A 14683-nucleotide genomic window follows, 5' to 3' on the forward strand; every position below is an offset into this window, starting at 1 on the left:
ACGTGAGCGTGAACCATGGTTGCTGGCCAGCAATTTAGTTCAGAGCGAGTGGAATCCGGCAAAGATCGTGGCGGTTTACAAACGACGCATGCAAATTGAGGAAGGTTTCAGAGATGTGAAAAGTGAGCACTTGGGATTGGGTCTGAATCTACATCGCAGCCATTGCCTGCATCGTATTGAAATACTGCTGTTGGTTGCCGCTCTCGCCAATTACCTGCTCTTTTTAACGGGGCTTCAGGCTCGCCAAAGTAACTTGGAGCGGCGATATCAAAGCAACAGTCTCAGAGAACGACGAGTGCTTTCATTGTGGCGGCTTGGCCTGGAATACTGGCGTAGGTGCATAGAGTTCGGAGGCAGCGGAGACTGGGAAAAATTGGAGAAAGCTCTGCGCGATGAGGTGCATCATCAGGCGCAGAGCCTGGAGTAGATTTGTGGGGATCCCTCAGGGTCTGTCCCCCTTTACCTTCGAATCTGGTCAATTAATTCTGATTCTAAGTCATTTTTGAACAGTTCGCGGTAAGCATCTGCTGGCTACCCGCCCTGCCCTCCAAGCGCCAAATACTGAGCATGAGGCGTAACAATGTGCGATCGCTCTGATTGTGCGTTAACACGGTAACTTGACCAGCCATATTGTGCCGGATGAATTACCATTTTCGCTATGACTGGATTCATTTCAATGTATCGATAACAACACTACAAATATCGTTCACTCTCAACAAGGCATGAGCGATACCGGCCCTGTCAATTAAACGTCCGCCCAAAAAACAGATCTATTGAAGCGCTTACGATAATTTGATCAGTGGTAAAATCCAACGTATCCGAAACAGCCACTATCGCTCTTAGCTCCTCTGGAAAATCCTCAACTCCCCCATGCAAAGTTGGCATTAAAAAACGAAAATAGTCCCCCATCACAGTATTTCCGGTATACCCAATCGGATAATCTTCACTTGGGGTAGCACCTTCCACTGCATGAAAAACGTAGAATCCTTTTATTGACGGAATTGAATATTCAGATAGTTTTTTATCAAACTGCGATCTTTCTGATATTGAAAATTCTACTTCCTGACGCGATTGAGTAGACCGGTATCGACGGCACGAATATAAATCCAATACCGTTTGGCCTTTTTTATTCTCGGGATAACTCAAAAAACTTGAAGACTCCTCCCACATAAATTCATTTAACGCATCAAGTTTCGCTTCTAGATCCGAAATAGCCAACAATGCCGAAGGAAGACTACCGAAACAATTATTCACCATAACCGCTATCCTTCCATTTTTATCCATGGCGAACCACGTAATTATCTCTCCGAAACCAGGTTGCCAATTTTTACTTAGCGACATCACTTTTTCTCCGGCCAAGTGGCACTGCAGTTTGCGCAGGTATCAATAATCGCATTCTTAGTGATCCCACCTTCATCTCTAACGGTACGTGGGCGCAACGCATTCGTAAACTTCACGCCAGCCGGATTAACACCCAACCTCACTAATTTGTCAACCGCAGAGACTTCAGCACATGCACCAGCCGCGTTTCGGCATAGGCTTGTAATCTCCCCAACCTTAACACCTAGCTGGGTCTCTATATATTTAACGGTACGCGCATCCAGCATGTCCGCACTAATATTACCGTTACTGCTCCCTACCGCTGTTTTTCCAGACACAGGATCATAAGCACTGATCATAGTTGCCACTTTTGAAGCTTGGGTGTTACTAGGGATTGCATTGATAGCATCCAATAATTCCTGCGTTGCACGCTCATAAAATTTGTCATTCGCAGGAACATGAAGCACCGTTCGATCAAATAGACCGACCGTTTCATCTGTAAGTCTTGAGTATTGACCGGTTTCGGAAATCAACCCTGCTGTAGGTGTACCAGGCAGCTTTGTACCTGGTAGCCCCGCCCCAGCAACCCCCAAGGCGCCCGTAACAATATTTCCAGCCGCATTCCAGAGATCGCCGTTGAGTGCCTGATTCGTGCCAAACCCGATCTGCAATACGCCGTCCGCCGCAGCGGCCAGACGAATGCCCGCTCCCAGTGAGCCAGTCAACCCGTAAATCGCCGGATTGCCTAAATTGGATAGCCCCTGTTGCTCATTGTTGATACGCAAGAATCCTTGTGCATCCTTGTAAACCAGTTCGTTCTCACTCTGAGGTCTTGTCCAATACAGTTGCTCGAACCATCCCCCAAGCTGGCTGCGTAGCGCATCCGCATAAGCATTTTTGGCGTCGCTCGTACCTGCAAACGGATAAATCCCACCATTGTCCGGGCCATTGGCAAGCAGTTTCAAAACCAATTTGTCAGCGAAATCCTTGCCATGCCGAATCGCCATGTCAGCTGCGTAAACATTAAGGTATGCATTTAGCTCGGACAGTTCCGAGGTTGTCAGTGACGTTTTATCCAGTCGATATTTCGCAAGTAAATTGTCAGCGCGCTGATCAGCACCTTCGAGCGTTACTAATTGTCTGGCTGAATCAAGACTCCCTGTTTCTTTGAAAATTTCCCGTGCACGGTCGCGCTTGGCTTCGGCATGTTCACCAAGAAAATTGTACTGTGTAGCGTTTGCTGCGACTGTCGCGGCAGTACCGATATCCCCCCCTGATAAGGTGGCCCCCAAGACACCTACGATCTGTGAGATTGCTAGAATATTGGCTTGAGCCTGAATATATTCTGCAGACCCCTTTGCATAATTGGACGGTAGAAGTTGCTCACCCAACAGGCCAATCAACACCTCGTTAGCGCCCCCTGCTATTGCCCCGGTACGGAAGTCGCCACCCATGGCTTCGGCCAGCAAGCCACCCAAACCTGCGTGAAGCGCGATCTTCGCAAGACTGCCATCAGCAAGATCCAGATCGCCAATTTTTCCAGCACCGATTGCCCCACCAATACTCGCAGCTGTTCCCGCCGCTGAGTTCAACAGATTGTCCTGGAAACTTCCGCCGTAGACTGCGGTTTTGATCACTGCATCGGCGCTGATTTTGATTGCGATGGTTTGCAGACTTTTCGGGTCTAGGCCCACTGCACCTGCATCGAACTTCAGCCCTTGAGTAACACCCGCTGTCACAGCGGCTACGAGATAACTCTTGATGGCATCTTTCGAGGTCACATCTTTGAGTACTGCTCCCAAACTACCTCGGTTATCAATGGTGCTGACTGTTAACTTCGTTGCACCAGTCACAGCGACCGCCTGCAACATAGTGTTCATCCCAGCCATCATTGGCCCCATTACAGCTGCCAATGCGATCGCGATGATCATCTGCGATGCCGGACCAAGACCCGAATTCTCGTACTTGAAGGATTCGTGAATCTCTTTAACGAGCTGCCAATCAACATCCCCCCGCGCCTCGGCGTCTTTCAACCACGCCAACTGCGGATCGGCCTTGACCATGGTGTCGATGGTCTGGCTGACGGATTGCTGGTTTACATCCTTGATGTCGATTTTCAGGCCATCTACGGCCTTGATCACGATGTTGCCCTTGGCAATCATTTGGGTCTGGCGCAAGGTTTCGTCGGTATTACCACGGCCTTTAGAGGAGACCCACGCGGCACTGTTGTTGGTCTTGGTATGGCTCTCATCATGCAGATCCTTCATCCCTTCAAAGGTGATGGAGCCGCCGCTGTCGAGAACGATGTCCTTTCCGCTGTCGAGCTTGGCCACTTGATAGAGTTGGTCGCCCTTGCTGACCAGCGAGAGGTTGCCACCGGTCTTGATCTCGCTACCCACGTGGGTGACCTGGGTGACTTCGTCGCGCTTGAGTTTCAGGTTGCCGAAACCACCCTTCTCCTTCATGTCATACAACGTGTAATCCTTGTTCTGCGCGGCCAGCAGATTCAGGTCTCTGCCCGCGTAGACGTAGGCTTCGTTACCCGCGCTGATCTTGCTCGCGACCAGCGTGGTGTCGCGGCCTGAGCTGGACGTGGCTGCGCCACGTACTGGAGCGGTTGCCGCATGCCTCGTCGGTCGAAGAGTACGAAGCGTTACTGCCGTGGAACTGCTCGCCGCAGATGCCACGGTAGACCGTTGCTCCACCACTGGGTAGTTGGGGTTTATGGATCGCATACTATAAATCAATATATTACGAGCACCCGTAGGGTGCGTATGGTGTATCGCAAAATGGCTAGGGTTTAAGGGCAGCCAAACACCTCGAAAACCGCACCGATTTAAGGGCAAACACCGGCCAAAGGGTCAAAATCTTCGCCAGCGGCCCGACCGCTGGCAGCGGTAGCCGAGAAGTAGCAGAAAGATAGCAGCTAGATAGCTGAGAGATAGCAACAGATAGTCGATAGATAGCAGCTAGATAGCACAAAGGAAGCAGCTCACCGGCGTGATGCAGACATGATGCAAGTTGCATGCAGCAGTGATGCAGGCATGTGGCAAGAATGATGCGCCGATGATGCAAACCGCTGCCAATCAATGAATGATTCTGAGGCGTTAAGCAGGATGAATACCAAGCAACCCAACGAGACCAGCAAATTTCTTAGCTATGTTCTCAGGCATGAACCACACGCCATCGGCTTGCAGCTAGACAGCGAGGGCTGGGCAGATGTGGAATCCTTGATAGCCGGTGCCGCTAAGGATGGGCGAATTTTAGATATTGCCCTGATTCAGGCTGTCGTCAGCAGCAGCGATAAAAAACGCTTCAGCCTCTCGGATGATGGCCTGCGCATTCGCGCCGTACAGGGCCACTCAACAGCCAGCGTGAGCCTTCAGCACGTAGAGAAAGAGCCGCCAGAGTTTCTCTACCACGGCACCGCCACACGCTTTCTGGAGTCGATTCGTCAACAAGGACTGATTGCCGGCTCTCGCCACCATGTACACCTGTCGCAGGACATAACGACGGCCATTGCTGTTGGACAGCGCTATGGAAAGCCTGTGGTACTAAAAATTGAAGCCCTGCGGATGTACCAACAGGGCTTCAAGTTCTTTCAAGCAGAGAATGGGGTTTGGTTAACGAATCACGTGCCCATGAGCTTTATACATCAGGATTGAGCTCAATATTCGGCGCGCTCAGACTTATAGCGAGCCGACTCTTCGTAGGTCTTTTTAAGCCATTCGGAGAAACTCATAACACTCCCTCTTGCCTCCCACCCCTGAGAAGCAAAAGCATGCACATAAATAACTATTGGATCACCCGTGTGATCGCTCCCATCAAAACAGGCAAAATCATCAGAGTCCTCTAGCTTTGCAAATGGAATGAAGTGAAGACCCGGGTACTGTCGCGCCAAATCATTAAGCCAATACTCTGCATCATCTTTGAATTCGCACAAGAACCACCAAGGCTCAAGATCAGGAATAGATTCCTGACTTATGAAATCAAGATAATCCTTAGAGAACAAAAATCCGGCAGGCAATACCGACTCAGGATACAAATAACGCTCACTCATTACTCGCGCCCCGTAATGCGTGGAGGCTGAGATGCCCCATATGGGTTCTCCTTATAAAAGCCACCTGTCTGCTTATTGATCCGACCAGTCATAGCCTCACCCCAGGTTTTGGGAACAAATCCTTTCTTGGGAATTGTAAAGCGCTTTATCTCAGAGGCGCTAAGCAAATCATCAAACCCTCTAACTGTTGCTTTGACATCTATCCCTGCCTCCCTGGCCGCAGCAATACGAGTGTTGTCGATAGAGGTCAACTTCCCATCAGGCATCCTTACCACATCCACCGGATCGCCCTTCCACCCATCAGACTTCATACTTTTCACTAGATCGCTATAAGTGAAAGCTCCCCCATCTTTATCTGTCTTATTGAATGTAACGGTATTCTGCGAAAAACGAATATCGCCAGCCTTATGGGAAGTGGCATTAACTATTCCTTTTGCACCAACTTATTCGTGAGAAGCTAAAGTCTTAGTCGCCTGATGCAAAGTGGCCATAAGGTCCTCAAGATTGAAATTCCATTTAACTCCCTCAACGGGAGGATAAATTTCTATTTCAATTGGTCTTCCTGGCTCATGTGATACCTCCGCCAACTGACTCGACCCCGCCCAAATCTCGAATACGCAATTCTCTCGATCTGGGGGGCTTGTGATCACAGTAGATAAAAGATTCATGGCTTCGGGGGCTCCAACAAACCAATAAATTTCCCATTTGAATCGTAGCGAAGCCCACGGCCATCGGGGGCAATCACATCCATGACCTTCCCAAATCTACCGGTGTCTTTATAGGTTACGGTGGTCGCCGGATTGCTCAAGATTTCGTCAGCTATTTTTTGACCTTGAGCGTTGATTTCAGAAGGGCTTCCTTTAACGCTAGGAAACGCACTGCCTTCACGACTGCCGTGTTTTTGGAGTGCTCGACCAGCTAATGAAAGTTGCCCTGATTTATCGGCAGGATCAAGCAGTTTGCCTGCATTTGACAAATCATCAATGTTTTTCCCAGCGAACGCACTACCTTTTGCACCTGTCGCTGCCGGCCCAACGACTGCGGCAATCTCCTCAGCCGTTAGCTTAGCCCCAGTTTTCGCCTCAATCTCCATCAAACTGCGGAGATCACTCAGTTCCTTGGTTGCTGCCCCTCCTGCTGCGATCCCCAACCCGGCGGGAAGTGCCTCCGACATCCCTGCATCAGCGGCCCAGATCGTGACTTCGTTAGCGCACAACACTGGGTTGGCTGCGCAGGTAGCTGCACCTCTCGTGGCCAACTGCCCAAGTAAAGCAATCGCTTCTGGCGCAAGAGCAATAATCCCCGCTGCAGCCAACAATTTCACAGCATTGGCCGGATCCCCTTTCGGAAGGTGGTCGAGGGACGCTCGCGTCCTGGCATTGGTCGAGTCGGCGATATTGCTATGGAGGAATTGATCTGTAATCCCCGTTTTGTCATTTGGCCAAAGTTTGCTTAATTCAAGAGAGCCTTCATCAATCTCAGCCTTAATCTTCTCGCAATCACCGGTCGCCCAACAGTTATTGAGCCGCGCCGTGTTATCCGCATCACGCTTGGCAAACTCAGCTCGAACCGCATCACAGTTGTCTTTACATTCCTTGAGCGCCTTCTCCAGGTCTTTTACATCCTGATGGCTCAAGTAGTTATATTGAGTACCACTCTGCGCGATCGATGACCCTAGCTGCAGCTTGTCAGCATCGGCATTCGGGTCCTGCACAGCGGTCGTCAAAACCCCGATCAGTTGCGAATTCATCAGCAACAATCGTTCTCTATCGTCCTTCGACATTCCGGAATAAGCCGACGCCAGGTCGTCAACCAGCGCTTCGTTGACTCCGGCTGCCAAGGCGCCCGTTTTGAAGTCCCCACCCGCAGCCAGTGAGCTCAAGCCCCCCATCAGCGCATGCAGGCCTATCTTCTCCAGACCACCCTCCTGCAGGTGGTTGCTCACCCCGATATCACCCACCAGGTTGAAACCATAGGCGGTAAACGCATTCACCAGGCTTTTTTGCACCGCATCGCCCAAGCTGCCTTCACGGCCCAGGGCTTTGTTGAGCAATGCCGAGGTGGAGTTTTGCAATAACTGGTTTTCGGTGAAGTGCGCGATACCTTGCAAGCTGCTCAGACCACCGGAGTCGGCGACGATAACTTTGCCGGTATTGGCTAATGCCCCATTGGTGGAGTTCGCCAGCGCAGGGGATGTACCGGTCGTGGTTCGGGTCCAGTCATTGAAGAAACCGGTGGTCAGACCCGCAGTGCCTCCGGCCACAATGTAATTTTTCAGGTTGTCAGCACTGAAGGTTTCTTTGAGCGCCGCTCCGAGATTGCCTTTGTTGTTAATGGTGCTGACGGCCGCCGTGCTGGCTGCCGAAGTGATCATGGCGGTGAGTGCCGCGTTCGCCCAACCTGCTGCCACTGCTTCGGTGGTGGCTGTCGCGGCCAAGCCAGCGGACATCGCTGTGCCGGAACCAGCAGTCGCACCAGCTCCCACAAGGCCTGAAGCCGCACCCGCCGTGAAGTAGGTGACGATGATTATGATGATGATCATCGCAGGGCCACCCAACCCGGAATGACTTTCATCCCAGCGGTCATGCAGCTCTTGGACTTGACGCCAATCCACATCATTTCGCGCTTCGGCGTCTTTCAACCAAGCCATACTCGGATCGGCTTGCACCATGGCGTCGATTGCCTGGCTGACGCTTTGCTGATTGATCTGTTTGATGTCTATGTGAAGCCCATCAACAGCTTTAATAAGGGTTTGACCTTTGGCAATCAGTTGGCTTTGGCGCAGTGTTTCGTCAACCTGGCCTTTGCTTTCCATGCTGGTCCACGCAGCGCTACTGCTGCTCTTGTCGTGGCTTTCCTGATGCGAATCCTTCACTGCCTCAAAGGTGATGGTGCCACCACTTTCCAATGTCAGGTCTTTACCACTGTTGAGCTTGGCGCCCTGATAGCGTTGATCACCCTCGCTGACCAGCGTGAGATTGCCCCCGGTCTTGATCTCGCTCCCCACATGAGTGATTTGGGTAACTTCGTCGCGCTTCATTTTCTTGGCGCCGAAACCACCCTTCTCCTTCATGTCATACAGCGTGTAATCCTTGTTCTGCGCAGCCAGCAGATTCAGGTCATTACCCGCATACACGTAGGCTTCATTCCCGGCGCTGATCTTGCTAGCCACCAGTGTGGTGTCGCGGCCGGAAGTGGTTATTACGTGGCCACCTGCGATGAATTCAGCTGCTTTCTGAGCGGTGTGGCTGTTCTCTTCGTGGACGCGCTTCTTGCCTTTTTTGCTGTTGATCTCGACATTGTGTTCGTCACTCGCCGAATACATGTTCAAGTCTTGTTTTGCGTCGACAAGCAGATCACCTTTGGCATCAGCGGTGCTCGCGATAACGTTGATGTTTCCACCAGCATCGAGCTTTAGGTTCCCGCCGCTCTTCACGCTGGACGCGAGGTTTTCCACCGTTGTAGTGACGGTCGAGCGATGCCCGCCGTTCTCGATTTTGTGGATCTCGTTGACGTCCTGGACCGCCAGCAAGTTGATGTCGCGGGTGGCGCTCAGGTTGGCGTCACCGCCGCTGCTGATGGATGACGAGTTGACCAGATCCTGGCCGGACTTGATGGTCAGACTGTCGCGCGCGGTGATGTTGCCGCCGTCATCGACCAGCGTGCGCATCCCGTTGCCGTCACGCACAGCGACAGCGGTTCGATCGTTGACGATGTCGCCCATGAGGCTGGTGAGGCTGACCTGATTGCCGCGAATCTCGCCGGCCAAGGCATTGCGAATGCTGTCGGTGGCCATGAGCGTGATGCGCTCATTGGCTTCGACCAGACCGCCCTGATAGAGGCTGCCCTTGACGTCGACGGAGACGTCTTTGCTGGCGCTCAAGGTTCCGACGTTGACCAGGTCATTGCCGGCGAGCAGTTCCAGATCGCGGCCCTGAATCAGGCTGCCGCCGCGCACGTTGCGCGATTCGGCCTGTGCAAGATAGAGCACCGGCACCAGCACTTTCTGGCCGTCGACGATGCGTTCTTCCATCCAGACGATGTCGTGGGTCAGTGCGGCAACCTGCGCGGAGGTCAGGCTGACGCCGACCGACAGGTTCAGTTCGTTCTTGCTGGCGAGCGCGTTATCCATCAGATAACGGAATTGCTCGTAGTCGTTTTCCAGGCCGCCAGCGAGGAAACGCTGGCCGGTCTGGGCCATGACCGCGTCGCTGATCAAGCGCGATTCGTAGCGACCGTCGCCGAGGCGACGAGCTGCTTCATCTGTGCTGAAGTTGAGTTTGCCGAGCAGGTAGTCGGAACTCATGAACGCCGCGGTCTGGGTGAGCTCCGGGTTGGTTTCGATCAGGTAACGACTCTGCGGATTCGTGCTCTGCACGAACATGCCATATGGGCCTTTCGGCAGACGGAACGTCGAGGAAGCCGTCGGATCGACCGCCGCAAAAGGTACACCCTTAAAGTCGACCGGGACGAAGCTGATCTGCTTCACGCCGTCGGCATCGACACGTTCGATGCGGGTTACATTTTTCGCTGCCTGGGTGCTGGCGTCAGTGCTGTGCTTACCCAGATTGATGTTGATACCACCGACCACGGAGGTCTGATCGCTGGACAATGACCCGGTCAGTTGCCCATAGGTGTTTTCGTACAGCGTACCGTTCTGAATGCTGTTGGTGACATCCAGTTTGACTTTGCCACCAGCCTGAAGCACCGCCGAGTAGACGTTGTTGCCGTTTTCATTCCAGGTGGTGACGTCGCTGGTCTGAGCGAATCGGGAGTCGCTGGAGCGACTGACCAATTCTTCGAAACGTGCCTCGTCGAAATTGCCTGCCGCTGTGGCGGCATTGAACGCCGGGATGTCCATGAACTCCATCTGATCCCAGAGGCTGTTATCGATGTGTCCCGGCGTACCGATCTGCACCACCCGATGGCCCGAGCGCGAGACCGCTCCCTGATTCAACAGGCTGTCGGCAGTCACCGTCAGGTCGCCGTTGGCCGCCAGCAGGCTGTAGCGGTTTTCCACTTGATTGGCGTGGATGTTGAAGTTTTTTCCGGCGACGAATCGTGCCGCGCGCGAGTCCTTGAGGACTTGATCGTTGAAGTCAGTGGTAATGGTGATATAGCCGCGTTTCCAGCCGTCATGGCCACCGCAATGCTGGCCGCACACCCAGCTCAAGCTGCCAGATGATTGCCCCGAGGTCATCTCGAATTCTGCCTTGGCGTTTTCCACCGAGACAGCATTGATGTCGATATCACCCTCACCTTCGACGGTGCCCGACAGGTTGCTGAACAACGCGGCACGACCGCCGCCCACAGCGTCGAAGCTCAGGTTGCCGCGGCTGTAGATGTCACCGTAGAAATTGTTGAGGCTGTTGCCGTGCAGCTTCATCGTGCCGCCGCTGAACAGCAGGGTGTCGGCGTCGTTGTAGATGCCGTTGGCAGCGGTGAACTCAAGATTGCCTTGGGCGCCGAGAGTGCCTTTGTTGTTGATGCGTGCTGCCGTCACCGTGAGGTTCTGGTTGGCGATCAGACGACCGAGGTTGTCGAGCGTGCCGCGCAGGGTCAGTGCGGTATCGCCCCCGCTGACCAGTCGCCCGTCCTGTTGAATCAAGTCGTTGGCGCTGATGGTGAGCTTCTTTTGCGCCGATACCCGACCACTGTTGAGCAGATTGCCCGTCAGGGTCAGCGTCAGATCGCCGTCGCTGAGCAGTTGTCCGGCGTTGGTCAGGTTGGCGACCTGAAGGCTCATTGCCGAAGCACTGGCGATGCGGTCACTGGCATTGAGGTTCAGATCCTGAGCGCTGGTGTAGGTCAGGCCGCCGTTGAGTTGCCAGGTGCCGACACCATTGACCGAACCGACATCCCACACGCCTTTGCCCAGTCCGGTGAGGCTGCCCTGGGTGCCGGTCAGATTGCTCAGATCCAGATCGAAGACACCCTGCGCGGCGTGACGCACGCTGCCGCTGAGGTTATTGAGTTGGCCGCCGGCGAGTGTCAGATCCTGGCTGCCGATCTCTATAACGCCGCTCTGGTTGTTCAGGTTGCCGGTCAGTTTGATCTGACTGGAGGCGCCGCCGAGTGCGCGAATCTGGCCGCCGGCACTGTTGTTCAACTGGCCGCTGGCGAGTTGCAGATGGGTCGCCGATTCGATCAGGCCACCCTGGTTGAGAATCTGGCTGACCGCTTCGAGCGCCAATCGATTGCCGCTGATCTCGCCGCCGGTGTTGTCCAGACTGTCGCCAACGAATACCAACTGATCCTTGGCGAACATCTTGCCGGCCCGGTTGGTCAGGCGAGTGACGGTCAATTTCAGATCACCCAACAGGCTGGAGATCAATCCGGCCTTGCCGTTAACCGCGCTGTTATCGAGGTCGGCGCTGGTGATCTCCAATGTGGAGGCTTGCAGCGTGCCGCCCTGGTTCTGAAGGGTTCCGCTACCCAGAGCCAGTTCGGCATGACTGCCATTGGCGAAGATCACGCCTTGCTGGTTCAGCAGGGTTTTGCCGGTAATTTTCAGGCCATCACTGCCCGCGATGATCTGGCCGGCAGCGTTGTTGTTGATCGAGATGCTGGTGATGTCCAGTCGCTTGCCGCGCAGGGTGCCGCCACGGTTATCCAGCTCGGTGAGCTGATCGAGCAGCAGACGCTGTTCAGCGGCATCGACGACGCCAGTGACGTTGCTGAAGACACCACTGATTTTCAGTGCGACATCACCGCCGTTGCCGACAATGCCACCCTTGTCATTGTTGTTCAGTTGCGTGGCAGTCACGTCGATGGCTTGGCCAAGCAGGACGCCGGCGCTGTTGTCGACGGCATCACTTTCGATGTGCAGGTCGGCATCGCTCTGGATCCGGCCTTTGACGTTGAGCAGTTGCGACTGGCCAGGAGCAGCTCGTTTGAGGATCAACCGCGCACCGTCAACACCTGCTGCCAACAGACCGTTATCGCTGTTATCGAGGCTGGCCGCGTGCAGGTCCAGACCATCACTGATCATGCGCCCGCCACGGTTGTCGACGTGGCCGTTTTCAGCCATCACCAGCAATTGCTGTGCGGCGACGACACCGCCACGGTTATCGAGCGAAGCGGCATGAATAGCCACATCACCCTGGCTGGCTTGCAACCGACCCAACGCGTTGTTCAGGTGCTGCTGGACCATCAGCGTAAGCTTGCCGCTTTGCGCGCTGAGGGTGCCGTCGTTGTTGCCGGTGAGGTTGGCCAGTTGCGCGTCAACTACGCCGCCCAGCAATTTGCCGGCCGAGTTCTGCAAATCGCGAGCGGTAACGTTCAGGCGATCATTGCCCTGAATCAGCCCCTGACTGTTGTCCAGGTCTTCGCTGGTGACCACGCTGTCATCGGACGAAAGGGTGCCTTGGGTATTGTCGAGTGTGCCGCGACTGTTCACTTCGAGGGTTTGGCCGATCAGGCTGGCATTACGATTATTGATGCTCTGAGCCGCGACGGTCAGGCGACCCGATGCCTGAATTTTGCCGTCGTGGTTATCCAGATCCTGCTCCAGTGTCAGCTCGGCAGCACCGTTTTCAGCACTGACGACACCTTTTTCGCTGTTATCCAGTCGTGCGGCAGTGACCAGAATCCGGTCAGCCGCGAGCGTTCCGCCGTGGTTGAGCAATTCGCCGCCGGACACCGCCAACGTGGTTTTCGCCTGGATTTTGCCTTGTGCGTTGTCCAGCCGCTCTCGGCCGACAACCTTGGCATCACTCTGACTGGCGCCGATCAGGCCACGGGTGTTGTCAACTTGCCGGGCATCGATATCCAGGCGTCCGGCAACGATTTTGCCGTCAGCGTTCTGCACATCCCGGGCATTGAGCTTGAGACTGCCGCCAGCGATTTCGATACGGCCCAGACGGTTGTCGAGGCTGTCGACCGACAGCGTCGCAGCCTGACCATCGGCAAAGCGGATCAGGCCCTTGAGATTGGCGATGGCCGGCGCGCTGAGTGCCAGACGGGTTTCACCATAAATACGCGCGTTGACGCCCTGATTGACCAGCCGGGCAGCGCTCACCGTGACGTTTTTCGCCTGGACGATGCCATTCTGGTTATCCAATACACCGGTGGCCGCAGCGCTCAGGGAACGACTGGCCAACAGGCTGCCAGTGTTGGTCACCGCAGCACCATTGACGGTCAGATCACCTGTGGTATTGCGAGTGTTGTCGGCGTTCACCCCGGCTTCGATCACACCACTGTTGGTCAGTTTGCCGCCGCTGCTCAGGCGCACAGAATCGCGGGCGACAAGGCTTTGGCGGTTGACCAGTTGTTCAGCGGTCTGCACCGCCAGTTGCGTTCCAGCATAAACCGGCCCTTGGGCATCAAGACCTTTGGACTTGATATCAATGGCACTGCTGGCAGTGACTTTGGCCATGCTCAACTGACCGTTGGCATCGATCTGGATGTCACCGGCGCTGGCGGCAAGATCGCCCGCCAGCTTCACACCTACACCCTGCTCCGTGCCCACCAGTTTGATCGCTCCGGCATACATGCCACCGAGCGCAGAAGAGTCGATGGCCAGTTGCGGCTTGGCGCTGCCATCGTCAGCCCGCGCGGTGGCGTTGAGAGTGTCGGCATTGACGTCATTGCGGCCGGTGGTGATGTTCAGGCGTTTGGCATGAATCTGCGCATTGATCCGCGCACTGCGGGTGATGATTTCAAAGCTGTCGACGTTGCTCGCATCCAGACCGGTGCCGTCGATGGACACACTGCCCTGATCCACCTGAAAACGATCCAGTCGACCGTTATCAAGCACCGGTTTGCCGGTGGTCAGGGTCACCCGCGGCGTGTTGATGAACCCACAGCCGTTGCAGCTGATGCCGTAAGGGTTGGCGACGATGACACGCGCCGACTGCCCTGCCACTTCGGTGTAACCGCGCAGTTGACTCGGGCTGCCACCGTTGACTTCGTTGAGGATGGTTTGTGCGGCAGCCCCACGCAAATTCGGGTTGCCTAGAATGATGCCGCCCATTTGCGTCAGTTGTGTGCGCGCCGTGGCGTTGTTGAGGATGACGCCTTCAGCACCGACGTTGTAATCATGAAACTGGTTGTGCGACAGCCCCGTCGCATTGGGCGCGGCGATATTGACGATGGGCACGCCGTTGCCGGCACGATCAAGGGTTGTGCCAGGCGCGTTGACTACGATCCCATCCGCCTGCGCCCAGATCGGTTGCCAGAACATCACGTTTGCCAACAGGAACGCGAGGCCGCGCTTGGGCATGCCCAGAAAGCGTTCGTGGTGTTTTACGGCAGCAGAAGGCTGACCGGCCAGGTAGGCCAATTGACGGATGTCCATGTCAG

Annotated in this window: 6 protein-coding genes and 1 pseudogene; 3 read left to right on the plus strand and 4 right to left on the minus strand. The window is 54.8% G+C overall.

Annotation, left to right across the window (positions count from 1 at the left end; all coding sequences use genetic code 11):
* Positions 1-427 (plus strand): transposase (locus K5E40_RS22680; protein ID WP_221732717.1); only part of this gene is annotated, 427 nt, incomplete at its 5' end.
* Between the two features lie 314 nt (positions 428-741).
* Here the strand turns inward: K5E40_RS22680 and K5E40_RS22685 are convergent.
* Together K5E40_RS22685 and K5E40_RS22690 are read right to left on the minus strand one after the other, a co-directional pair.
* Positions 742-1341, minus strand: a complete 600-nt coding sequence (locus K5E40_RS22685) for a hypothetical protein (RefSeq protein ID WP_221732718.1) — start codon at positions 1339-1341, stop codon at positions 742-744.
* Positions 1341-3887 (minus strand): DUF637 domain-containing protein, encoded by a 2547-nt coding sequence (locus tag K5E40_RS22690; RefSeq protein ID WP_221732768.1) that lies wholly within the window; start codon positions 3885-3887, stop codon positions 1341-1343. The genes K5E40_RS22685 and K5E40_RS22690 overlap by 1 nt, the downstream gene beginning before the upstream one ends.
* Positions 3888-3907: 20 nt before the next feature.
* On the opposite strand from K5E40_RS22690, the pseudogene K5E40_RS22695 reads away from it, so the two are divergent.
* Positions 3908-4012 (plus strand): annotated as a pseudogene (locus K5E40_RS22695) (transposase domain-containing protein); the annotation flags it as partial.
* A 424-nt stretch (positions 4013-4436) separates the two neighbouring features.
* Complete coding sequence (locus tag K5E40_RS22700; protein WP_116643810.1) at positions 4437-4985, plus strand: RNA 2'-phosphotransferase; 549 nt, start codon at positions 4437-4439, stop codon at positions 4983-4985.
* A 2-nt stretch (positions 4986-4987) separates the two neighbouring features.
* Here the strand turns inward: K5E40_RS22700 and K5E40_RS22705 are convergent, their stop codons facing one another.
* The gene (locus K5E40_RS22705) at positions 4988-5380 is read right to left on the minus strand and encodes a hypothetical protein (RefSeq protein WP_208866122.1); all 393 of its coding nucleotides are present in this window, start codon (positions 5378-5380) and stop codon (positions 4988-4990) included.
* 664 nt (positions 5381-6044) lie between these two features.
* Positions 6045-14678, minus strand: a complete 8634-nt coding sequence (locus tag K5E40_RS22710) for a DUF637 domain-containing protein (protein WP_221732719.1) — start codon at positions 14676-14678, stop codon at positions 6045-6047.
* Positions 14679-14683 lie beyond the last annotated feature (5 nt).

This window comes from Pseudomonas baetica, from assembly GCF_019733355.1.
Taxonomy (GTDB): Bacteria; Pseudomonadota; Gammaproteobacteria; order Pseudomonadales; family Pseudomonadaceae; genus Aquipseudomonas; species Aquipseudomonas baetica_A.

Bases quoted from the DNA above. Each gene is read 5' to 3' on its own strand.
- K5E40_RS22685 (WP_221732718.1), bottom strand. From the start codon at position 1,341: ATGTCGCTAAGTAAAAATTGGCAACCTGGTTTCGGAGAGATAATTACG.
- K5E40_RS22700 (WP_116643810.1), top strand. From the start codon at position 4,437: ATGAATACCAAGCAACCCAACGAGACCAGCAAATTTCTTAGCTATGTT.
- K5E40_RS22705 (WP_208866122.1), bottom strand. From the start codon at position 5,380: ATGAGTGAGCGTTATTTGTATCCTGAGTCGGTATTGCCTGCCGGATTT.
- K5E40_RS22710 (WP_221732719.1), bottom strand. From the start codon at position 14,678: ATGGACATCCGTCAATTGGCCTACCTGGCCGGTCAGCCTTCTGCTGCC.